23 protein-coding genes and 1 pseudogene are annotated in these 21,024 nt (G+C 66.7%); 2 read left to right on the top strand and 22 right to left on the bottom strand.

Features of this window, described 5'->3' with window-relative positions; translation table 11 throughout:
* Positions 1 to 108 precede the first annotated feature (108 nt).
* From ACFRMQ_RS06320 to hrcA, 4 genes are all read right to left on the bottom strand, one after another.
* A complete protein-coding gene (locus ACFRMQ_RS06320; RefSeq protein ID WP_380727518.1) occupies positions 109 to 3,372 on the bottom strand; it encodes a PDZ domain-containing protein in 3,264 nt (1,087 codons plus the stop codon).
* Between the two features lie 107 nt (positions 3,373 to 3,479).
* Positions 3,480 to 4,229 (bottom strand): 16S rRNA (uracil(1498)-N(3))-methyltransferase, encoded by a 750-nt coding sequence (locus ACFRMQ_RS06315; RefSeq protein ID WP_380727516.1) that lies wholly within the window; start codon positions 4,227 to 4,229, stop codon positions 3,480 to 3,482.
* 77 nt (positions 4,230 to 4,306) lie between these two features.
* On the bottom strand, positions 4,307 to 5,446 hold the full coding sequence (gene dnaJ / locus ACFRMQ_RS06310) for a molecular chaperone DnaJ (RefSeq protein WP_380727514.1): 1,140 nt from the start codon (positions 5,444 to 5,446) through the stop codon (positions 4,307 to 4,309).
* A 75-nt stretch (positions 5,447 to 5,521) separates the two neighbouring features.
* The gene (hrcA, locus tag ACFRMQ_RS06305) at positions 5,522 to 6,556 is read right to left on the bottom strand and encodes a heat-inducible transcriptional repressor HrcA (protein WP_380727512.1); all 1,035 of its coding nucleotides are present in this window, start codon (positions 6,554 to 6,556) and stop codon (positions 5,522 to 5,524) included.
* Between the two features lie 284 nt (positions 6,557 to 6,840).
* Here hrcA and htpX point away from each other — a divergent pair, with 284 nt between their 5' ends.
* Entirely contained in the window at positions 6,841 to 7,761 is a 921-nt protein-coding gene (htpX, locus tag ACFRMQ_RS06300; protein WP_380727510.1) for a zinc metalloprotease HtpX, read from the top strand.
* Between the two features lie 22 nt (positions 7,762 to 7,783).
* Positions 7,784 to 8,371 carry a hypothetical protein gene (locus ACFRMQ_RS06295; RefSeq protein ID WP_380727508.1) on the top strand — a complete coding sequence of 196 codons (588 nt, stop codon included), beginning with the start codon at positions 7,784 to 7,786 and terminating at the stop codon, positions 8,369 to 8,371.
* Between the two features lie 249 nt (positions 8,372 to 8,620).
* Here ACFRMQ_RS06295 and ACFRMQ_RS06290 read toward each other — a convergent pair whose 3' ends face one another.
* From ACFRMQ_RS06290 to ACFRMQ_RS06205, 18 genes and pseudogenes are all read right to left on the bottom strand, one after another.
* Positions 8,621 to 9,310: a deaminase gene (locus tag ACFRMQ_RS06290; RefSeq protein ID WP_380727506.1), complete on the bottom strand. Its 690-nt coding sequence runs from the start codon at positions 9,308 to 9,310 to the stop codon at positions 8,621 to 8,623.
* Complete coding sequence (locus ACFRMQ_RS06285; protein ID WP_380727504.1) at positions 9,222 to 9,467, bottom strand: hypothetical protein; 246 nt, start codon at positions 9,465 to 9,467, stop codon at positions 9,222 to 9,224. Before ACFRMQ_RS06285 ends, ACFRMQ_RS06290 begins: the two co-directional genes overlap by 89 nt.
* Positions 9,468 to 9,590: 123 nt before the next feature.
* Positions 9,591 to 11,387 (bottom strand): DNA polymerase, encoded by a 1,797-nt coding sequence (locus ACFRMQ_RS06280; RefSeq protein WP_380727502.1) that lies wholly within the window; start codon positions 11,385 to 11,387, stop codon positions 9,591 to 9,593.
* Positions 11,388 to 11,481: 94 nt separating this feature from the next.
* Positions 11,482 to 11,664 carry a hypothetical protein gene (locus ACFRMQ_RS06275; protein WP_380727500.1) on the bottom strand — a complete coding sequence of 61 codons (183 nt, stop codon included), beginning with the start codon at positions 11,662 to 11,664 and terminating at the stop codon, positions 11,482 to 11,484.
* Between the two features lie 323 nt (positions 11,665 to 11,987).
* Positions 11,988 to 12,674, bottom strand: a complete 687-nt coding sequence (gene thyX, locus ACFRMQ_RS06270) for an FAD-dependent thymidylate synthase (RefSeq protein ID WP_380727522.1) — start codon at positions 12,672 to 12,674, stop codon at positions 11,988 to 11,990.
* Positions 12,675 to 12,774: 100 nt separating this feature from the next.
* Entirely contained in the window at positions 12,775 to 13,293 is a 519-nt protein-coding gene (locus tag ACFRMQ_RS06265; RefSeq protein WP_380727498.1) for a hypothetical protein, read from the bottom strand.
* Positions 13,294 to 13,369: 76 nt separating this feature from the next.
* The gene (gene nrdJ, locus ACFRMQ_RS06260) at positions 13,370 to 15,394 is read right to left on the bottom strand and encodes a ribonucleoside-triphosphate reductase, adenosylcobalamin-dependent (protein ID WP_380727496.1); all 2,025 of its coding nucleotides are present in this window, start codon (positions 15,392 to 15,394) and stop codon (positions 13,370 to 13,372) included.
* An 18-nt stretch (positions 15,395 to 15,412) separates the two neighbouring features.
* Positions 15,413 to 15,964 carry a hypothetical protein gene (locus tag ACFRMQ_RS06255; RefSeq protein WP_380727494.1) on the bottom strand — a complete coding sequence of 184 codons (552 nt, stop codon included), beginning with the start codon at positions 15,962 to 15,964 and terminating at the stop codon, positions 15,413 to 15,415.
* Positions 15,957 to 16,769 (bottom strand): metallophosphoesterase, encoded by an 813-nt coding sequence (locus ACFRMQ_RS06250; protein WP_380727492.1) that lies wholly within the window; start codon positions 16,767 to 16,769, stop codon positions 15,957 to 15,959. The genes ACFRMQ_RS06255 and ACFRMQ_RS06250 overlap by 8 nt, the downstream gene beginning before the upstream one ends.
* Entirely contained in the window at positions 16,766 to 16,975 is a 210-nt protein-coding gene (locus tag ACFRMQ_RS06245; protein ID WP_380727490.1) for a hypothetical protein, read from the bottom strand. The genes ACFRMQ_RS06250 and ACFRMQ_RS06245 overlap by 4 nt, the downstream gene beginning before the upstream one ends.
* The gene (locus ACFRMQ_RS06240; RefSeq protein WP_380727488.1) at positions 16,972 to 17,193 is read right to left on the bottom strand and encodes a DUF3310 domain-containing protein; all 222 of its coding nucleotides are present in this window, start codon (positions 17,191 to 17,193) and stop codon (positions 16,972 to 16,974) included. Before ACFRMQ_RS06240 ends, ACFRMQ_RS06245 begins: the two co-directional genes overlap by 4 nt.
* A complete protein-coding gene (locus ACFRMQ_RS06235; RefSeq protein WP_380727486.1) occupies positions 17,190 to 17,891 on the bottom strand; it encodes a toprim domain-containing protein in 702 nt (233 codons plus the stop codon). Before ACFRMQ_RS06235 ends, ACFRMQ_RS06240 begins: the two co-directional genes overlap by 4 nt.
* 28 nt (positions 17,892 to 17,919) lie before the next feature.
* Positions 17,920 to 18,105: pseudogene (locus ACFRMQ_RS06230) on the bottom strand (CHC2 zinc finger domain-containing protein); the annotation flags it as partial.
* Positions 18,106 to 18,217: 112 nt separating this feature from the next.
* Entirely contained in the window at positions 18,218 to 18,601 is a 384-nt protein-coding gene (locus tag ACFRMQ_RS06225) for an endonuclease VII domain-containing protein (RefSeq protein WP_380727520.1), read from the bottom strand.
* A 34-nt stretch (positions 18,602 to 18,635) separates the two neighbouring features.
* Entirely contained in the window at positions 18,636 to 18,986 is a 351-nt protein-coding gene (locus tag ACFRMQ_RS06220; RefSeq protein ID WP_380727484.1) for a hypothetical protein, read from the bottom strand.
* Positions 18,987 to 19,010: 24 nt separating this feature from the next.
* A complete protein-coding gene (locus ACFRMQ_RS06215) occupies positions 19,011 to 19,826 on the bottom strand; it encodes an AAA family ATPase (protein WP_380727482.1) in 816 nt (271 codons plus the stop codon).
* A gap of 122 nt (positions 19,827 to 19,948) precedes the next feature.
* Positions 19,949 to 20,722: a RecB family exonuclease gene (locus ACFRMQ_RS06210; RefSeq protein WP_380727480.1), complete on the bottom strand. Its 774-nt coding sequence runs from the start codon at positions 20,720 to 20,722 to the stop codon at positions 19,949 to 19,951.
* On the bottom strand, positions 20,719 to 21,021 hold the full coding sequence (locus ACFRMQ_RS06205) for a hypothetical protein (protein ID WP_380727478.1): 303 nt from the start codon (positions 21,019 to 21,021) through the stop codon (positions 20,719 to 20,721). Before ACFRMQ_RS06205 ends, ACFRMQ_RS06210 begins: the two co-directional genes overlap by 4 nt.
* Between the last annotated feature and the right edge of the window lie 3 nt (positions 21,022 to 21,024).

Here is a 21,024-nt window from a genome sequence, read left to right as displayed (position 1 = left end):
CCTGGCGTGGTTCCCCCGTGAGCTTTTGAAAAACAAACACCCCCGCATCCTACCCCCCCCCCCTGCCCCGGTCGCGGGATTGCGGCCTGGCCCACTCCCCGCTCCCGGTCACTGCTGCCAGGGCAGCCGCGGCCCCGTGCGGGCCGGGGTCCCGGCGAGCGCGGCCAGGGCCAGCCGGACGCCCTCGGACAGCTGCGGGTCCTCGCCGGCCGCCCAGTGGTGCGGGGCGTACGGCACCTCGACGTCCGGGTCGACGCCGTGGTTCTCCAGGCCCCAGCCGTAGTTCTCCACCCAGAACGCGTACTTGGGCTGGGTGACCAGGGTGCCGTCGACCAGCCGGTAGCGGCTGTCGATGCCGATCACCCCGCCCCAGGTGCGGGTGCCGACCACCGGACCGATGCCGAGCGCCTGGACGGCGGCGTTGACCACGTCGCCGTCCGAGCCGGAGAACTCGTCGGCGAGCGCGACCACCGGCCCGCGCGGGGCGTCCTCCGGGTAGGGCACCGGGTGGTCGGTGTCCCGGGCGACGTTCCAGCCGACGATCCGGCGGGCCAGCTTCTCGATCACCAGCTCCGAGGTGTGGCCGCCCCGGTTGCCCCGGATGTCGACGACCAGCCCCTCCCGGGCCATCTCGGTGCTCAGGTCCCGGTGCAGCTGGGCCCAGCCGGCCGTCTGCATGTCGGGCACGTGCAGGTAGCCCAGCCGCCCGCCGGACAGCTCGCGCACCGCTGCCCGCCGCCCGGCCACCCAGTCGTGGTAGCGCAGCGGCTCCTCGTCGGCGAGCGGGACGACCACCGGGTGACGGCGGTCGGTGCCGTCCTTCCCGGCCACGGTCAGCTCGACCGGCTGCCCGGCGGTGCCGGCCAGCAGCGGGGCCGGGCCGGTGACCGGGTCCACCGGGCGGCCGTTGACGGCGAGCAGCGCGTCGCCCGGGCGGATCGCGGCGCCGGGCGCGGCCAGCGGCGAGCGGGCCCTGGGGTCGGAGGACTCCCCGGGCAGGATGCGGGCGATCCGCCACTGCCCGCCGTCCCGGATCAGGTCGGCGCCGAGCAGGCCCTGGCGCCGGGCGGGCTCGGTGTACCGGCCGTACGGCAGCACGTAGGCGTGCGAGGTGCCGAGCTCGCCGTGCACCTCCCAGAGCAGGTCGACCAGTTCGTCGTGCGAGCCGACCCGCTCGACCAGCGGGCGGTAGCGCTCCAGCACCCCGTCCCAGTCGACGCCGGAGAGGTCGGGGCGCCAGAAGTTGTCCCGCATCAGCCGGCCGTTCTCGGCGTACATCTGCCGCCACTCGGCGGCCGGGTCGACGGTCACCCGCAGCCGGGCGAGGTCGACGGTGGTCTCCTCGTCGTCGCCGCCCTTGTGGTCGGCCGGGACGACCCGCAGCTCGCCCTCGTCCAGCACCGCCACCCGGGTGCCGTCCCCGCTGACCGCGAAGTCGTCCAGGCCGTGCACCAGTTGCTCGACCCGGCGCTTCCTCAGGTCGAACCGCTCCAGCACCGGTCGGGGCCGGTCGTCGTCCAACGAGGCCGCCTCGTCGCCGAGCTCGCCCAGCAGCGGGGCCCTGGTCCAGAGCACGCCGTCCTTGGCGGCGGCCAGCTCCTCGAAGCGCCCGCCCTCGACCGGGAAGGGGACGATCCGGTCCGCGATGCCGTCCAGGTCGACCCGGGTGACCGACGTGGCGTCGGCCGACTCCTCGCCGTCCGCCTTCCGGGCCTTCGGCTCGTCCTCCTCCCCGCCGAGCGGTCGCCCGGCCCGCTGCGGCCCGAACGGGGAGGGCGTGTCGGCGGCCAGGGTGACCAGGTAGGGGCGGCAGCCGTTCGGGAAGGCCAGGTCGAAGACGTGGGCGTCGTACACCGGGTCGAAGTTGCGCACCGACAGGAAGGCCAGGTAGCGGCCGTCCGCGGTGAAGGACGGCGAGGTGTCCACGAAGCGCGGCTGGGTGACCTCGCCGACCGTCCGGGTGGCCAGGTTGGCCAGCACGATCTGGCGCAGCGAGGACGGCCCCATCCCGCGCACCGGACGCGACCAGGCCAGCCAGGCCGAGTCCGGGCTGAAGGCCGGCCCGGAGACCTCGCCGTCGGCGCTGCGGTCCAGCTCGTGCACGGCGCCGTCGGCGAGCGTGACCAGCAGCACCCGGCCGTCGTGCGCGCCGATCGCGGCCTGCTTGCCGTCCGGGGAGACCACCAGCGCGTTGACCCGGCCGAGCTGCCCGGCGGCCAGCCGGCGGCGCTCGGCGCCGTGCGGGTCGGGGGCGAACTCCAAGGCGTCCTCGCCCTCGGCGTCGGACACCCAGAGCACCCCCTGGCCGCCGTCCTCGCCCGGCACCACCCGCACCAGGCGCCCGCGCACGCCCGGGGTCTCGTCCAGCACCCGGGCCGGGCCCTCGCGGTGGGTCAGCCAGTGCACGCCGCCGCGCACCACCACGGCGCTGCCCCGGCCGGTACGGTCGGGGGCGACCGAGTCCAGCCAGTGCGCGGCGGGCACCGGTCGGGGGCGGCGCCCGGCCCGCGGACCGGTCAGCCGGACGTCCAGCCGGCGCGGCTCGGCGCCCGCCAGGTCGTCCAGCAGCCAGAGGTCACCGGCCCGGTGGAAGACCACCCGGGTGCCGTCGGTGGCGGCGCCGCGGGCGTAGAAGCCGTCCGGGTCCGAGGTGTGGCGGCGCAGGTCGGTGCCGTCCGGGAGGCTGGACCACAACTCGCCGACGCCCTCGTGGTCGGACAGGAAGGCGATCCGGCCGGCCCGCCCGTCCTCCCCGGCCAGCCACATCGGCGAGTCCAGCTGCCCGTCCAACTCCGCGTGCACGCGGGCGAATTCGTCCCGGCCGAGCCACAGCTTGCCGGCCCGGCCGCCGCGGTAGCGCTTCCACCAGGCCGGGTCGCGGCCGTTGACGCTGCCCAGCAGTACCCGGTCCCCACCCGGCTCGAAGGCGATCCCGCCGACCGGCCCGTACGGCAGCCGCCGCGGTTCGCCGCCGTCCAGCGGCACGGCGTGCGCCCAGGTGCGGCGCGCGCTGGCCTCACCGGCGGCGGTGACCGCGATCGGACGGCCGTCGGCGGTCCAGCCGAGCACCCGGGTCTGGTGACTGCCCCAGTGGGTGAGCCGGCGCGACGGGCCGCCGTCCACCGGCACCACGTGCACCTCGGGGGCGCCGTCCCGGCTGGAGGTGAAGGCCAGGTGCCGGCCGTCCGGGGAGAACCGCGGGTGGTGGACCGGCAGGTGGTCGGCCGTCAGCCGCCAGGCCCGGCCGCCGTCCAGCGGGGCGAGCCAGAGGTCGTCCTCGGCGACGAAGGCGACCAGGTCGCCGTGCAGGTGGGGATGGCGCGGGTAGGCGCCCGCCGAGCCGGTCAGGGAGGTGCTCAGGGAGTCCGTCACCCGGTCAGCCTAGGCAGGTGCGCGTACGATCCGCTCCGATTTTCGCAGACTCCCGGCGCCGCCCGCGGACGGCCGTGACGACTGGTGCGGGCGGTGCCGCCGAGCCGTCACGACCAGCGGCCGGTGCGCCCCAGCAGCAGCGCGCCGGCGGCCACCCCGGCGGTCGAGGTGCGCAGCACCGAAGGGCCCAGCCGGTACGGCCTGGCGCCCGCCTCGGCGAAGGCCGCCAACTCCTCCGGGGAGACACCGCCCTCCGGACCGACCACCAGCACGATGTCCCCGGACCCGGGCAGCGCGGCGTGCGCCAGCGGCTCGGCGCCCTCCTCGTGCAGCACGGCGGCGAACGCGGCCTGTGCCAGGAGGGGCGCCAGCTGCCGGGTGGTCATCGGCTCGCGGACCTCGGGGAAGCGCACCCGGCGCGACTGCTTGCCCGCCTCCCGGGCGGTGGCCCGCCACTTGGCGAGCGCCTTGGCGCCGCGCTCGCCCTTCCACTGGGTGATGCAGCGCGAGGCGGCCCACGGGACGACCACGTCCACGCCGACCTCGGTCATGGTCTCCACGGCCAGTTCGCCGCGGTCGCCCTTGGGCAGCGCCTGGACGACGACGATCCGCGGCGCGGGCCGCGGCTCCCGGCGCACGGCGGTGACCGTCACGTCGATCGCGTCCTTGCCGAGCACCTCGGCGACCGTGCCGTCCACGCCCAGCCCCAGCCCGTCGGCCAGGGTCACCGCCTCGCCCGGCTCCAGCCGCTTCACCGCGGCCGCGTGCCGCCCCTCGGGGCCGTCCAGGCGCACCACGGCCCCGGGCTCGGCGGTGGCGATCCGCTCGGTCTCGACGACGAAGACGGGCGCGGTCATGACGGGTACCTCCAGGAATGGGACGAAAACGCGGAGGAGGTGCCGGGGTCCGGACCCCGGCACCTCCTCACGGACGGCTACCGGCCGTTGAAGGCGTCCTTCAGACGCGAGAACAGGCCCTGCTGGCCCGGCGCGAACTGGCCGGACGGCCGCTCCTCGCCGCGCAGCACCGCGAGGCGGCGCAGCAACTCCTCCTGCTCGGGGTCGAGCTTGCTGGGCGTCTTCACCTCGACGTGCACTATCAGGTCGCCCCGGCCGCCGCCGCGCAGGTGGGTGATGCCCCGGCCGTGCAGCGGGATCGACTGGCCGGACTGGGTGCCGGGCCGGATGTCGACCTCCTCCAGGCCGTCCAGGGTCTGCAGCGGCACCTGGGTGCCGAGCGCGGCCGCCGTCATCGGGATGGTGACGGTGCAGTGCAGGTCGTCCCCGCGCCGCTGGAAGATGGCGTGGCTGGTCTCGGCGATCTCGACGTACAGGTCGCCGGCCGGACCGCCGCCGGGGCCGACCTCGCCCTCGCCGGCCAGCTGGATCCGGGTGCCGTTGTCGACACCGGCCGGGATCTTGACCGTCAGCGTGCGGCGGGCGCGCACCCGGCCGTCGCCGGCGCACTCCGGGCACGGCGTCGGCACCACCGTGCCGAAGCCCTGGCACTGCGGGCAGGGGCGGGAGGTCATGACCTGGCCCAGGAAGGACCGGGTGACCTGGGAGACCTCGCCCTTGCCGCGGCACATGTCACAGGTCTGCGCCGAGGTGCCGGGGGCCGCGCCCTCGCCACTGCAGGTGGTGCAGGTGACGGCGGTGTCGACCTGGAGTTCCTTGGTGGTGCCGAAGGCGGCCTCCTCCAGGGTGATCTCCAGCCGGATCATGGCGTCCTGGCCGCGGCGGGTGCGCGAGCGCGGGCCGCGCTGGCCGGCCGCGGCGCCGAAGAAGGCGTCCATGATGTCGGAGAAGCCGAAGCCCGCCGCGCCCGCGCCGAAGCCGCCCGCACCGCCGCCGCCCGGGGACAGCGGGTCCCCGCCGAGGTCGTAGACCTGGCGCTTCTGCGGATCGGAGAGCACCTCGTAGGCGGCGTTGATCTCCTTGAACCGCTCCTGCGTCTTCGGGTCCGGGTTGACGTCCGGGTGCAGTTCGCGTGCCAGGCGCCGGAACGCCTTCTTGATCTCGTCCTGCCCCGCATCCCGTCGGACGCCGAGTACCGCGTAGTAGTCCGTGGCCACCAAATGCTCCGCTTGTTCCGCCTGTAGTAGTGCTGCGACTGGTAGCCGCCGTCAGGTTCCGACGACGGCCGACTGCTAGGACTCGGCCAGGATCTGGCCCACGTACCGCGCCACCGCCCGCACCGCCCCCATTGTGCCCGGGTAGTCCATCCGGGTCGGACCGATCACACCCAGTTTGGCCACGCTCTCGTCGCCCGAACCGTAGCCGACCGAAACGACCGAGGTGGAATTCAGCCCCTCGTACGCGTTCTCCCGGCCGATCCGGACCGTCATCGCGGCGTCCCCGGTCTCACCCAGGAGACGGAGCAGGATGACCTGCTCCTCCAGGGCCTCCAGCACCGGCTGGATGGTGAGCGGGAAGTCGTGTCCGAAGCGGGTCAGGTTGGCCGTGCCGGCCAGCATGATCCGCTCCTCGTTCTGTTCGGCGAGCGTCTCGAACAGGGTCGCCAGGACCGTGCTGACGGTCGGCCGGTCGGCCTGTTCGAACAGCGCCGGCAGTTCCTCCAGCAGTCCGGGGACCTCCGGGAGGCGCCGGCCGGCGGCTCTCGTGTTGATCCGGGCCCGCAGGTCCGACAGGAGCGTCTCGCCGACCGTGCCCGGGCAGTCGACCAGCCGCTGCTCGACCCGGCCGGTGTTGGTGATCAGCACCAGCATCACCTTGGCCGGGGCCAGCGCGACCAGTTCGATGTGCCGGACGGTGGAACGGGTCAGCGAGGGGTACTGCACCACCGCGACCTGCCTGGTCAGCTGGGCGAGCAGCCGCACCGTGCGGGCCACCACGTCGTCCAGGTCGACCGCGCCGTCCAGGAAGTGCCGGATGGCCCGGCGCTCGGGGGCGCTCATCGGCTTGATCTCGGCGAGCTTGTCGACGAAGAGGCGGTACCCCTTGTCGGTCGGGATGCGGCCGGCGCTGGTGTGCGGCTGGTGGATGTAGCCCTCCTCCTCCAGCGCCGCCATGTCGTTGCGGACGGTCGCCGGGGAGACCCCGAGGTTGTGCCGCTCCACCAGGGCCTTGGAGCCGACCGGCTCCTCGGTGCCCACGTAGTCCTGCACGATCGCGCGGAGCACGGCGAGCTTGCGTTCGTCCAGCTGGCGGACCTCACCGGCCATGGGGCACGCACCTCCGTCTTCGCACGTTGTCCGTCTGTGTCCCTTGCTGCGGACCGCTCCCGGCGGCCCCGGCCTTGGCACTCTGAACGCGCGAGTGCCAGAGCCGTACCTGCCAGTGTAAGGCCCGGGTCCTACGGCAGGAACGGCCCGGCCGGGGTGATCCTCCCCGCAGTTCCGGACCGGGCCCACTGGGTACGGCAGTTCGATCCTCCTGGCGCGGGGGTGGTGCCGGGAGGCCGTCCGGGTGGCAGCATCGAAAGCGACGGCGAACGGAGGAGCAAGCGATGTCGAGCTCGGGCCAGCACTCCCGATTCGCGCCCGACCGCGGCCTGACCGGCCGCATGGTCGCGACGATGTTCGTGATCGGGCTGCTGTACGTGGGTTTCACCGGCCTGCTGATCGTGCTGCTGCGCGGCGCCTGGCCACTGATCGTGCTGATCTCGGGCGGCCTGTTCGTGGCCCAGTTCTGGTTCAGCGACAAGATCACCGAACGGGCGATGGGCGCCCACCAGGTGTCCCCGGAGCAGTTCCCCCAGCTGCACGGCACCGTCGACCGGCTCTGCGCGCTGGCCGACATGCCCAAACCGCGGGTGGCCGTCGCCGACAACGACATGCCGAACGCCTTCGCCACCGGCCGCAACCCGCAGAACGCGGTGGTCTGCGTGACCACCGGGCTGCTGCGCCGGCTGGAGCCGGAGGAACTGGAGGGCGTCCTCGCCCACGAGCTGTCGCACGTCGCCCACCGGGACGTCGCGGTGATGACGATCGCCGGGTTCCTCGGCGTGCTCGCCGGGGCGATGACCCGGATCGCCGTGTACGGCGGGTTCATGGGCGGCGGACGCAGCAACAACGACCAGAACGCGGCCGTCCTGGCGCTGATCGTCCCGCTGGTGTCGATGCTCGTGTACGCGATCAGCTTCCTGCTGACCCGGCTGCTGTCCCGCTACCGCGAGCTGGCCGCGGACCGGGCCGCCGCCCAGCTCACCGGGCGGCCCAGCGCGCTGGCGTCCGCGCTCACCAAGGTGACCGGGCAGATCGCGGCCATCCCCAGCAAGGACCTGCGCCAGGCGCAGCCGTACAACGCCTTCTACTTCGCCCCCGCGCTGAGCGCCCGGGAGACCGCCTCCCAGCTGTTCTCCACCCACCCGACGCTGGAGAAGCGGCTGGAACAGCTGGCGAGGATCTCCGAGCAGCTGGGCCGCTGAGCCCCTTCCCGAAAGGACCGCCGTGGGATTCCTGGACACCCTGTTCGGCCGCAGCAAGCCCGTCAAGCCCGACCTCGACCAGCTGTTCGGCGTGCCGTCCGCCGCGCTGACCCTGGAGGCCGGGGCCGGGTTCACCCCCACCGGGCTCGGCTCGGTCTGCTTCGCGGCCGTCGAGGGCGCGGCCTTCGTCCAGGTCGAGCAGCAGGTCCGGGCCCTGCTGGACGCCGACACCGAGCGCGGCGGCGTCCCGGTGGAGGCCTCCAAGGACGGCTACGGCTACTCCTGGCTGCTCGCCCGGCACCGGCCCGAGGAACTGCCGGAGCTGGTGAACGACCTGCACGCGGTCAACAGCGAGCTGGAGGCGAACGGCTTCGGGCCGCAGCTGCTCTGCTCGCTCGTGGGCTTCCGCGACCCGGAGGGGCAGTCGCTGGCGCTGGTGTACCTCTACAAGCGGGGCACGTTCTACCCGGTGTGTAAACGCCCTGACCAGCAGGAACGGGACAACGCCTTGGAGATCGAGCTAGCTAACTTGCTCAAGAACGATCTTCGCATCGAGCCTGACCTCTCACGCTGGTTCCCGGTCTGGGGAGCCCCTGGGATGGAGGAGTAGGCGTGTTGACCCCCGAGAGCGAAAAGCTGCTACGAGTGCTGATCGAGCAGTCAGGCATCACCCCTGACCAGCTCCATGAGGCCTTGGGCCTCCTCACCCCGTTGACGTTGCCAGAGCTTCCACGGCAGAAGCCTCGTACGGAGGCTACTTGGCGGGCTTCCCCGCTCTATGACGAGATCCCCGTCATACGGGTAATAGAGGAAGGGTAGAAACACGTAGACGGACCCCCGCCTCGGCGGGGGTCCGTCGCTACCTCTGCATGAGGTGTTCGTGTTGCAGGCCAGCGGAGTCCTTCCAGACCACGCGGGTGATGCCCACCCCCGTAATCAGCTTTGTGCAGTCTCCGCAGGGTTCGAACGTCACGTACAGCGTTGCGCCGGCCCGGTCCTCAGGGCGGGACCAGAGGATTGCGTTCCACTCGGCGTGGTACTCGATGCAGTTCGCGTAATCGAAGCCTGGAGGGGCCGCTGAGAGGCACCGATCGCACCCACCCGCCTTGCAGCTCGGCTGTCCCGGCGCAGAGCCGTTGTAGCCCGTACCCAGGACCCTGCGGTCCGGGCTGACCAGGACGGCCCCCACCACCTTCCGCATGCAGTCCCCGCGGGTGCTGACAGCCTGTGCCAGGCCTAGGAAATAGCAGTCCCAGCAGGGACGGTGGTGGCAGCTCAAGGCCTCTCCTCGTATCGGTCGCAGACGGTCACTGGGATCAGTTGCACGTGGGTCTGCCCTTTCGGGCCTGCTACGACGGTCGTCATCAGGGTGGTGTGGGTTGCGAGACACCTCCGGTCGTCGCAACCCACCAGGGCCACCGCAGCGAGAGCCACGGCAGCCCCGATCAGGAGCGGTCGTCTCACTCCTCGTCGGCCTCCGGCTCGGCGCCGGCGGCCTGACTGGTCTCCGCGTCCCAGTACTCCGCCGCCATGGCCTGGGCCAGGTCATGCGGTACACCGGAGGAGACGGCTCGGGTGTAAACGAGGCCGGTAGCTTCGGCGGCCTGCGCGGCTGCGATTGCACGCCTCTCGAATAGAGCCTGACCGAACTCGGCCTCGATGCCGCTCAGAATCTCAGAAAAGGCGTTGTCCGGGTTCTCACTCATGGAAATACTCCTCAGCATCGGTGTCTTCAGCGCACTCGGCACACAGGCCGGTGTCCACGTCGTCAAGCCAGAAAAGCCCGATGGCCTCGGAGTTCTGGCAATACTCGCAGTCCTCGATATCGGTCAGTGCTTGCTCTCTTCGAGGTCCAGGATTGAGCCCCAGGACCGGTCGCCGATCTCGGCCTCGGCTGGCACCCGGACCCCCTTGACAGTGAATTCCATGATCCGAGCCGCCTTCTCAGCCAACTCGACTGCCCGCTCCTTCGGGAAAGAGAAAACGATCTCGTCATGAATTACCAAGCGAATCCAGGGGGTGTATCCGGCCCTGTGCAGTTCCAGCACGCCCCTAACCGTGATGTCCCGGCTCCCGCTCTGTACGTAGTAGTTCTGGGCCGCGTAGTCCCGCCCTCGGTCGACAGGGAGGCGTCGGCCGGTGGCGGTGAAGATATGGCCGTACTTACGGGCCTGCTGGGAAAGCTTGTCAGCCAGCTCTCCGACACGGACATAGGTTGAGTTGAAGGCGTCCAGGGTTCTCTTGGCGACCACCGAACTAATTCCGGCCTGCTGGGATAGGGCCTTCACACCTCCACCGAAGACCGTCAAAAAGTTCGCCATTTTGCCGATCTTGCGGGACACACCGGCGGCATCGCCGGTGATCTGGTGCAAGTCCTTGTTGTGAGTGAACGCGTCGATCATGGTCGGGTCTTCGGATTCCGCTGCCAGGAACCGGAGTTCCATGTTCGCGTAGTCGATAGAGACCGTGACATGGCCCTCTTCCGCGAGGAACATGTGTCGGACGTAGCCGGTCCCTGCGGGGAAGGTCTGTGCCGCGATGCTCCCGGAAATCGACATCCGGGCCGTCCGCGCGCCGACCGAATTTATCGACCCGTGCACCCGCCCTTCCGAGTCGCGCCCGTTAAGGGCGTTCTCAAACCAGGTACTCCGCCACTTTCCGGCCTTGGTCGCCCTCTTCACAGCCTCGGCGAGAGGGTGATCGATCGTGTCCAGGACTTCCGCATCCATCGACCAATTCCCCTTGGGGGTCCTCTTCGTGAGCTTGAATCCGAGCCCCTGGAAGGCCTCGATTAGCTGCCGGTCAGAGTTGACGTTCTCCACGCCATAGCTCCGGGCAACTTCCTTCCACTCCTTTTCCTCAGCGAGCAGTTCGGCGATTCGAGCCCTGGCGTACTCCTCGTCCACCAGATACCCGGTCCGCTCAACGAGGGCCATGACGAAGGCAATCCGGTGTTCCCAGCTAAAAAGACCCTTTCGCCGGCTGCGGAGCGGCATCAGTGGATAGAGGATATGGAATAGCCTGTAGGCGAGCACAGGGTCCATACCTGCGTACAACAGGTACTCGTAATCGAAGAGCTCCACCACCGGCCAGATATCGGCCTTCTTGGTCTTGTAGCGCTGAGCTATTCGAGTCATGGAGCCCTTGACTTCTTCGGCCAGCTCCGAAGAGATGTAGAACTTGGTCAGCTCTTCGAGCTTCAGGCCAGGGCCCTTTTCCTTGACCTGGCGCGGGTCAACGAGATGGGCGGTGATCTTCGTGCAGAGGAGCTTGGGCGCGAGTTCTTCGAGAGGAATTCCGAGCGCTACCTCAGTCACGTGGGCATCGAAATTCGCATTGTGGGCGATGACTCGCTCAGCCCTTCGCAGAGCCCAGGCCGCAGCCTCGCGGTACTCCTCGCTCAGCTCGGCGGGAAGGACCCAGGATTCATGGGCGTTTCCGAACTGGGCGAGGCGTATTCGGAAGCCCCGATCTGAATCCCACCAGTTTAGGCCCGAGGTCTCGGTGTCATAGCCCATGACCGGGTTGGCCTCTACCCAGTCGATGAAGCCCCAGAGGTCCATCACCGTTTCGACGACATTGATCCGTACCTCCTGCCGCCGAATCTTGTAGGTGATGACCTGCATGGCGCTCCTTACTTTCGGGATTCAAGGTAGATGTGCGCGATCAGATAGACCACTGCAAATGCGATCACTGCCCATGTGACGATGGCGCCGGCCATCAGCCGAGGATTCCCTCGTAGACGACCGAGACAATGTCGTCGTCGTACGCTTCGGGGTAGTGCCGAATATCGTTCTCGTCGGCATCAAGCCGTGCAGCGGCGTGCACGTCACCACATCCCGGGTAGTCCTCCATGTCCGGCGTGTACTCGTAAACGACGGTCACTCGGATCTTGTCAGCCACGCGTTTGCCCTTCACAGAGATGGTCTTTGGAGGCCTGTACGAGGTCGAAAAGGCGCACCATTTGCCCTTCACAGCAGGTGCACCCTCCGGAGGCCAACGGCTCCTTACAGGGGCCGTGAGTCAGCTCTACGCCCCCGTTTTCCAAGCCTTCGACGTAGAAATTCATGAGCCGACTCAACGGGACGACTCCATGAGGCAGCGTGCCGGCGTGTCGCCTGCCCGGGTCCAGGACCACAGGGAGCATGGGGCTGCCGCCCAAATCCAGAGAGCGACCACGGGAACCGCGAGGACGGCGACCAGGGCCACGAATGCGGCCAGGAGCTTCACGGGGCGACCCTTCCGTGCTTGTTGAATGCCTCGTAGGTAACGGGCATGAGCGTCTTGAACTGCTCTTCCATCTGCTCTGCGACCATCTCGATTTCCCGCTGTGGGAAGGACGGGACCTTGGCCGCGGAGTGCTTCGTTCGGAGGCTCAGGAAGTGCATCAGCGAGCGCGCGTTGCACGTCGCGTAGAACGAGGTATAGACACCGACGGGGAGTGCTGCCCGCGCTATCTCGCGAGAGATCCCACGATCGATCAGCAGCCAGTAGTGCCGAGAGGCCCAGGAATAGGCCGACGACAGGTGCGAGCGGACAGCAACTCGCTGTTCTTCCGTGCCGGCCTCGAACTCGTATGCCCCCGGCTTGCCGACCTGAATCAGCTTCCGGTGCTGGTCGGGCACGTAGAAGACCGGCTGAATTTCCTTATATCGACCGGACTCCTCGTTGTAACTCCACCCCGCTCGGTGCCGCATGAATTCACGGGCGACGAAAATGGGGGCCTCGATGTAGAAGGTCATGGTGGCGTGCTCGAAGGGGGAGCCGTGGCGGTCGCGCATCAGGAAGTTGATCAGGCCGGCGTCTTTGTCGGTGGCCTCGACGTACCGCGTCTCGCCTCCCAGGGTGGAGACGCGAGCGGCGGAGGTCACGTCAGCATCTTCGGCAGCGTGCTTGATAAGGCTCACGTGCATGTCGGAGCGGATTTCCACGACTCTCCAGGGGCCAAGGGGCCGGGCGCGAGGCCCGGCCCCGAGTTGCAAGTAAGAAGGCAAAAAAATAAGGCCCTACGGCCTACTTGGGCTTGAAAGTCCCGTCCTTCTGTCGCCAGAGTGGTGGGCACTGAGAGGACTTATCTCGGGCCTGGCAAAACATCGCCGCCCAATCGTCCTTCTCGAAGAGCTTCCGACCGTGCGGGCAGTCCATGGCATCGCCGGAGCTCTTGGGAGTTACCTTCCCGCCCTCGAATCGCTTCGGGGTCGTACCGCTGCCAGTTCCTCCCTTGTACTGCTCGCGGGTGTACTCCGCCGCCTTACTGGCCAGCTCGATCAGGCCGGCGGCCTTCATCGAATTCAGCAGCTCGGCGCCACGCTGAGCTGCCTCCTCAGCGGTATGCCCCTGGACTCGGGGCGTGAGCCATTCGGCCTCAAATCCGCTGGCCGCCTTCAGGGTGAACCCGATCGTGAATGGAGCGGGGATTGGGGGGGTAGTCACAGGCGCCTCCGAGGCGTTGGGGGTAGTGGGGTTCGTGGTGTCCGGCTGCGGCTCGTCCCACGGGGAGGTCTCATCAAAGGGGTTCGGGTAATTACTCACCGAATCAGTTCCTTCCCTCTATTAGCAGTATCGCTTGCGGATTTCCCCGAAGCAACTTGATAACTGGTGATGACCTTCACACAGGGCATGCGCCCGATGCGCAGATTTCGTCATAGCCGGTGTCCTCGACCTCAATGCCCAGGCGCTTCGCGTGGGCCTCGTACTCCATGGGAGAAATGCGCTCGTAAGGCGCCTGGTCCCGGGACACCTCCGGGAAGATCGTGGCTCCCTTGAGGGTGTCGAGGTATCCCTCTAGGGTCTGCATGAGGTCTTCGACGGTGTACCGGTCGGGGTCGATGTTCACGGTGTACGACACCGCCTGATCGGCCCAGGCCTGCTGATAGAGGCGCTGGACGCCCAGCATGTCTTCGATGGTGAGGTCGCCGGCGTCCTGGACACCCTCCTCCCCGACCTCCGCGACAAGCGGGTCACGGGTCGGAATCTCCACCACCGTTGTGTTCGCGGCGTACTGGCAGGGCTCCGTGTGATAGCCCCGAGCCTTGTAGTCCTTGACCTGTGCGACCTCACGAGGGTCCAGGTCCGAGAAGCGAATGCGGCGGAGGAAGTAGCGCCCGAAGACCGGATGAACGGCCTCGCCCGAGCTGCCGGCCAGCTTGCTGATGGTGCCGGTCGGGGCGATGACTCGCTTCTTCACGGGCGTCGGGATGCGGAGCTGATGCGCGTACTCCGCCGCGGCCTGGTCTACGACCTCGGCCAGCTCCTCCAGGTCCTCGATGACGTTCAGGTTGAACGCTGCCGCAGCGTATGGGACTCCGAGCCGGGCAAGGTAGTCGGCGAAGCCCAAGTGTCCGAGGCCGATCCGACGCATCCGGCTGATGGCCTGCTGAGACTCTGGGTCAGCCACCGGGGCGAAGGTCGCCCTGATCAGGTACCGGGTCATCAGGCGGTGAGCTTCGACCAGTTCGGCCCATTGAACACCGGTCTCCGTGTCCACGAAGGCCCCGAGATTGATGCTGCCGAGATTGCAGGGCTCTGCCGGTGTCAGCAGGGCCTCCGCGCACGGGTTCACGGTGAATACCCCGTCCGGTTCGCCTACGGCGCTCAGGGAGGAATTCCAGAACCCGGGCTCGCCGTCGTGGAGCATGCCTTCGCACAGGGCCCGGTAGACCTCTCGGGCGCGCTCCTCGTGCTCGAAGACGTTGGGCTTGTCTTCCAGGGCCTTGACGAACTCACTGTCGGTCTCAACCGAGATGTTGGTCGTCCAGTGCTTTGACATGTCCCGCTTGCAGGACAGGAAGTCGAAAATCTCGGGGTCATCCCAGTGCATGAGGCTCATCCGCGCAGACCGGCGGACGCCACCAGAGACGATGCACTGAGCGATTTCGTGATCGATCTCCATGCACTGGATACCGGACAGCCGGCGACCGGCCGGGGTGCCCTGGACGATCCGGCCGATGGCTCGGAGCATCTGGGCGAAGGGCTGGGGACCGCTCGCGGTGCCGCCGAAGGCCTTGAGAGCGGCGCCCTTGCGCCGGACCCGGCTCACGTCGTAGACACGAGCCGAGTGCTTGGTGCTCGGGTCATGAGCGGTGCGGATCAGGTCCGACAGCGCATCGGCCCATCCCTCGCGGGAGTCTTCGACGGGGAAGGCGCCGGCCCACTTGTGGCTGTAGGTGTCCGAGAGGAGGCCGGCCTTCTCCAGGTCCCCGTGGTCGGGGTGCTCCGGGTCGCACACAATGTGGACCTCGGTGGACACGGCCACGGCTGGCATATCGTCCAGGTAGCGCCCGGAATAGTTGGTCCCGACCCCGCCGCCTTCCGCCAGGCGCATCATCGTGAACGAGAAGTGCCGGGCGACGTCGTCTGTGTCCCACGGGGCCGCCCAACAGTTGTTCAGTGCGAAGTCGGCCACTCCGGAGGAGCGAAGGTGTCGACCTGCCGGGAGGGCCTTGAAGTCGAGCAGGAGCGCCGTCAGGGCCTCCCGCTCGCCAGGCTCGATGTAGCGCGCGGCGACCAGGGCGAGGTTACCGTCCACAACCCGGGTCACGGTCTGCGGCCACGTCTCCGACGTACCATCTGGCAGCTCGCGGGAGTAGGTACGCCGGAACACGGTCTCGGCCGTCTCAGTCTTGAAATTCATGCAATCTCGCTTCGTTGATTACTTCTTGCTGCGGATATGGCTATTCATTGCCACTGCGAGGGCATCGGCAGCGCGATACGAGGTCCGTCGCTCGGCATCGTCCCGAGGGGGTAGGCCCTGAATATAGATCCGCGTGAGGACTTCCCGGTATCGGTCGGTCAGCTTACGGAGGCCAGCCGACGCGTCCATTCGGGCCGCGAAAATGTTGTCGGAGATCCGGCACCGGGTGAGGTCGTCCTTCTTCCCGATCAGAGAGGAAATCTCTTCGTCGGTGTGCAAAAAGGACCGGAGTGCGGTACGGGCCTCCTCCGGCGTGTAGTAGTACTGGTCATCGAGCAAATCGCGCTGATTCTGCTCTCGACTGGCATACGACTTCGCGACCCGCCAGGAGAGCTGACGAATGAATTCGTCGTCATCGGCTCGCTTCGCCACGTGCTCGGCCTGCTCAACGATGTGCATCATGATTTCCTGGCGAACATCGTCAGCCTCGACCACGGGCCACTTCAGTGCCATTTCTCGGGCCACCTTGTGAGCGATCGCGTTCAGGCGCTCCCAATCCAGATCAGCCACTCTTGTTCTCCCCCTTGGCGAACTTCCCACCAACTCGCTTGATTGCCCCAAAGCGCTCGCCCTCGAAGACGAACGAGCCGTCATTCTCAACCGGAATAGCATGTGGAGTTGCCCCATGCTGACCGACGTAGAGAACGCCAAATCCCCGCTGCCAGTTGGCTGGGCCATTCCGGAGGTATCCGGCCTGTCGCACGTCCATGAGGTGGCCAACCTCGAAGCCGTAAAGGGTCTTGAGCTTCCCGCCATACCCGGTGGATTCTGGGGAGATGGCCAGCCGGTGAGTGTGCCCCATAATCACCGAGGCTCCCGCCTTCTTCGCCTTCGCCGCAGCAGTACGGCCCGCAACCTGATTCAATCCTGGGCTCTCATGGCCGTGAATCGCCACCCAGCCAGGCGCAATGGGGTGGTACGGCTCCACCCTCCGAATCCCGTACCCGTCGAAATCGAGAAGGCTCTCGAACCGGTAGAAAGAATCCTCCGCCGCGAGGGCCGGCGCACGGCTCTGGAGGTACTTCCGCGGCCTCTCGTCGTGGTTCCCCTCCAGAACCTCGACAGGGCCGTCATAGACGGCACGAAGGGGCTCCAGGAAGGCCTTCTTGCAGTACTCCGAGTCCCGGATCACCCCACCCTCGTACTCGGCCCGGGTGCCGGCCGTCCACCGGGACGGGGCCGGGTAGTCCATCAGGTCTCCGATCTGGAGAACCGAATCGGGCTGGTACTCCCCGACGAAGGCGAGGACGTTCCTTAGCGCCCGCTTATCCTCGTAAGGGATCTGGGTATCGCTGATGATGACAATTCGCTTCACGCATTCTCCTCTATTCGGTGGATGGCCTTCTTGAGCTCTCGGCGGAGCTTGCGCGCCTCCTCGACTGAGATGTTTGCCAGGCCGTGCTTCGGGCCAAATGGGCCATCTTCGACCAGGTCGATGCCGATGAAGGAATTGCCGTACGTCTGGATCGTGAAATAGCAGTAATCGGCGAGCGGGACGTCACCAAACTGAATGCGCTTCACTTCTGTTCCTCCAACTGACTGATCTCGTAATTGATGTACCAACGTGCCTTCTGAAGGTCCTGAAGGGCACTGCCCTTCCGACCAGCCCTCAGCAGGTATTTGAGGGCATTTCCCCGGACAAAGTTGAAATGCCGAGTGATCTCGATGACCTCGACCGGGAGCCAGGTGTAGTGATCGGGGTGGTTTACCGCGTCCGATTTTTCACGTTCAGGCGTCACAGACCCAGCGCCTTTCGGTACGCCTCAACCCCTTGGCTGTGGATGAATGAATTGATGTCGGTGCCCGGGTCACCGAGAATGATCACCTTGCCATTTGGCAGCTCGCTGGCGCGCTTGTCGGCTGCCGCGATCCCCGGTTCGTCGTGATCCGCGACAATGAACACAGTTTTGTAGCCGGCCAGAGCTGGATTGAAATGGGGGCGCCATGCGGAGGTTCCCTGAGACGCGATACACGGGACGCCAGCCAGTTCTGATGCCTGGGCGTCGAATTCACCCTCGCTCAGCACGATGTACGGGCTGGGGGCGATCAGGGCGGGAGTGTTGTAGAGACGAGGGTAGTCACCGGGAAGGCTCTGGTATTTCCCGTGCCCCTGGTGATTCTCCTTGCGGACCGGGGCCAGGTACTCCCCGTTCTCGTCCTTAACGCATTTGTCGGATATGCATCGGAACCGCATTGTCGCGACGCCGTGTTCTCCGCCTGCCGGCCGGGCGTACGGGATCACCAGCATGCCCCGGTAGCGTTCATGGCCCGTTCTGGCCGAACCGACGTAGCCGATTCCGAGCCGGCTCGCCACCTCCCCCAAACCGCGGGCTTCCATATACTTCTCGGCCGGGCTGTCGGCGAACTGCTGGAAGTAGTCCTTCGCTGCCTCCACCGAACCGGCTATGTGCGAGCTCTTGAGCTTTTCTGAAGCCAATTCCTTCCTCTCTTTGGATTACGTCGTAGCTGTCTTCGGAGACGTCACAGACGAAGCAACTCCACCGCTGATTTTCAGTGTTTGCACTTGCGCTCGGGTTCTCCTCAGGGTGGCGGGGGCAGAGGATTTTCTGCCAGCCTCCCCGGTCCCTGAGGGTTATGCCGTAGTAGTGCTGTAGGACTTCACTTATCGGTGGCTTCGGACTGGCGCTCATCCCCGACCCTCCGAATCGTCACCGGGAAGTCGTACCGCCGGAATGACCCGTTCTGGGTTTCGCGCTCTCCGCGCCACTTCCGGTAGTCAAACTGAATGCCTCTGGGCATGCGTCAGTCCTTGTCGAATGTGAACCTCGGCCCGAGTACCCTCCAGGCCGGATAGTCTTCGAGGTAATCAGCCGCCCTCCGAAGAACCTCCGGGCGGTCCCTCGCACCTCGGGCCAGGAGCTGTCCATTGCAGCGCTGACAAAGAAGGCCGCGGATTGCCTCTGTCTTGTGACAGTGGTCCACGGCCAAATTCGTACGGCGGGTTTCCAGGCAGATCGCGCACCGGCCGTCCTGAGCCTCGTAGAGGGCCTGATAGTCGTCGGCGCTGAGACCGTAGGTCGCTTGTAGCCGAGCGGCCCGAGAGGAGGCGCGACTAGTGGCCTTGCGGCACGTCGCACAGACCCGGCCTCTCGGGCCGGTGAAGAACCGAGAGGCCCGGCTCTTCATGCACTTCGAGCACTTCCGGTAGCCCTTGCGGGGCTCAGCCACGGGCCCTGAGCGACGATTCCAGGCGGAGCATGCGCCGCATGTCGTCCATGCCGTAGACCAGGTTTTGGAGGTAGTCCAGGCTGACGATGCGCCAATCGGTGTCTCCGGCCTGGTCCGCCAGGCCCACCGCCGCGACGTGGACACCTCGGCCCCCCGACTGGCTCAGGTCCCGCAGCATAGTCCTCAGGTTGAGCCGGCGGGGGTCCTGGACCTGGAGGACCACGGCCACGACTCCGCCGCCGGCCTCTTTGACCTCGTCGGCCGTGATCGCCGGGTTCTCCATCAGGAAGAGGTCCAGGATTTCCCTCTTGATGCTGTAGCCACCGGTGCAGGCGTAAGCCATTGCGCTTATCTCTCTCATGGTTGCTTAGAAGGCGAGGTCAACGTCCGTCAGGCGCATATTCGCCTTGTTGAAGTCGTAAGACGCGAAGGTCTGGCCAGAGGAGTCTTCGAACCCCTCACGGTTTTTCACCGGACTCACGTGGAGCACCCTGCCGTCCATCCCGTCGATTTCCTTGTGAATGGTCAGGATCAACGACGGGACGCGGCCGATCTTGCCCTTCACGCCGCTCAGCGGAATGGGGTTCATGCCGTCCGAGTGCTCGCCGGTCACATGGTGAAGAGCGAGGACATGAGCCCTGGTTTCCCGGGCCATCTCAGCGAGGTATTCGCAAAGACCCTCCAGCGAGAAAGTGAAACTCTCGGCATCTCCTACGCCCCCCACATCAATATTCGTGATGTTGTCGATCACGATCAAGTGAGGGTAGCAGCCGAAAACCTCGAAATATGCCGCAATGGTGACCTCAAGGTCGGCCAGTGTGGGCCTAGCCTCATAGACGAACCGGACCCACCACCTCTTTCCGAGGACTTCGGCGTAATCTTCGAAGTCATCTTCCAGCAGCCGGTGCTTGACCTCTTTCACGTCGGACCCGGCGATGATGGCCGTAGCCCTGCTGAGCTGCGTTGCCGCGCCGGAGTCCGCCGAGAAGTACAGGGCTGGGATGTTCCCGTGGAGCGCCAGATTCAGGGCGAACAGACTCTTACCGGTGCCAGGTCCCGCAACCACGAGGGAGAACGTCCCGCGAAGGAACTCAACCTCAAGCCGACTGAGCCCCTTGAATGGGTGCGGGAGCGGTTCACCGGCTGCACCTCTGATGTCCACTGACTGTGCCAGCGAATACATAGAACCCCTCTCCCATAACACTCCCCCAGTTGCAAGTAAGCGGAGAAAAAATAAACCCGCTTCAGCGGGCCATCTCTCACTTTGATCTTACGTCGGCAACTCCCCCAGTTGCAAGTTAGAAGTTAAAAAAAATCACACTTGTGCTTCACATCACAAAACCGACAAAGAAAGCCTGGCTTCGCCTCGAACCGTCCGGCCCTCACGCCAGCGTCCATGGCCGCGTAGCGCTCTCCCACTTGGTCCGCGGTGACCTGCCTGAGGTCTACGGGATTGGACAGGCCACCTTTCTGTGCGAGGTACCAGTCCCCCTGATTCACCGTGACGCCGAAGGCCTGGCGAACCGCGACCCCATACGTCTCCAGCTGGAACCGGCTCTTGGTACTCCCTGTCTTGAGGTCTCTGACTCGCACGGCGCCGGCCTCGGCGATGAGCTGGTCTATGTAACCCCTCACCATGACGCCACCCAGCTCGACCTGGAAGTACAACTCCAGGGCCTGCTTCTCCTCGGGCGTCCTCCAGATGGCCGGCTGGTGCTCCTGGGCCCACCTGACGTACTGGGCCGTCTGCTCCTGGCCCAGGACGTAACGCCGCTCGATGTCGTCGGCGCCAGATCCCGAGGCCGAGAGCCATCGATTCGTATCAGACTCCTGGTCCAGGGCCTTGTTCACCAGGACGCTGTACTCGTCGGAGAAGAGCTGTACGGCCGCCTCTTCGGTCATCAGCCGGCCCGAGCGTTCAACGGCCTCAGCCGCGCTGTGGAAGGCCGTCCCGTGGTGGCTCCAGGCCGCCGGCAGGGGCGTGACGCGCTCGATGCGCTGCAAGTAAAAGCGCCAGCCGCACTTTTCATACTGCTCAGTCTGGCTGACGCTTCGAGGCATCTTCTCAATATTGGTCACAAAGCCACCTTCGGGCAGAGTCTAGAGTATGTGTGGGATTTACTGCCAGGAAACCATGGATGCGGGTAGTCGTTCTCCTCGCGCGTGACAACCATATGTTCGGGACGGATGCCGTAGCGCATGAAGATCTGCTCCTCAAGATCCACCAGCTCCGCGATCTCCTCATCGGTAAGGCAGGGGGCGTACACGATGTCCCAGTATTCGGTCACCACCGTAGCTGTGTGGTGTGCGATCACCAGATTCTCCGCCTGGGTCAACCTCACCTCGATGGTCTTACTGTCCGCAATCTGTGCAGCCACTTC

It is taken from the genome of Kitasatospora sp. NPDC056783 (assembly GCF_042789895.1).
In the GTDB taxonomy this organism is placed as follows: domain Bacteria; phylum Actinomycetota; class Actinomycetes; order Streptomycetales; family Streptomycetaceae; genus Kitasatospora.
Note: the sequence above shows the minus strand (reverse complement) of the source record. Positions and strands in the feature narration are given on the sequence as shown.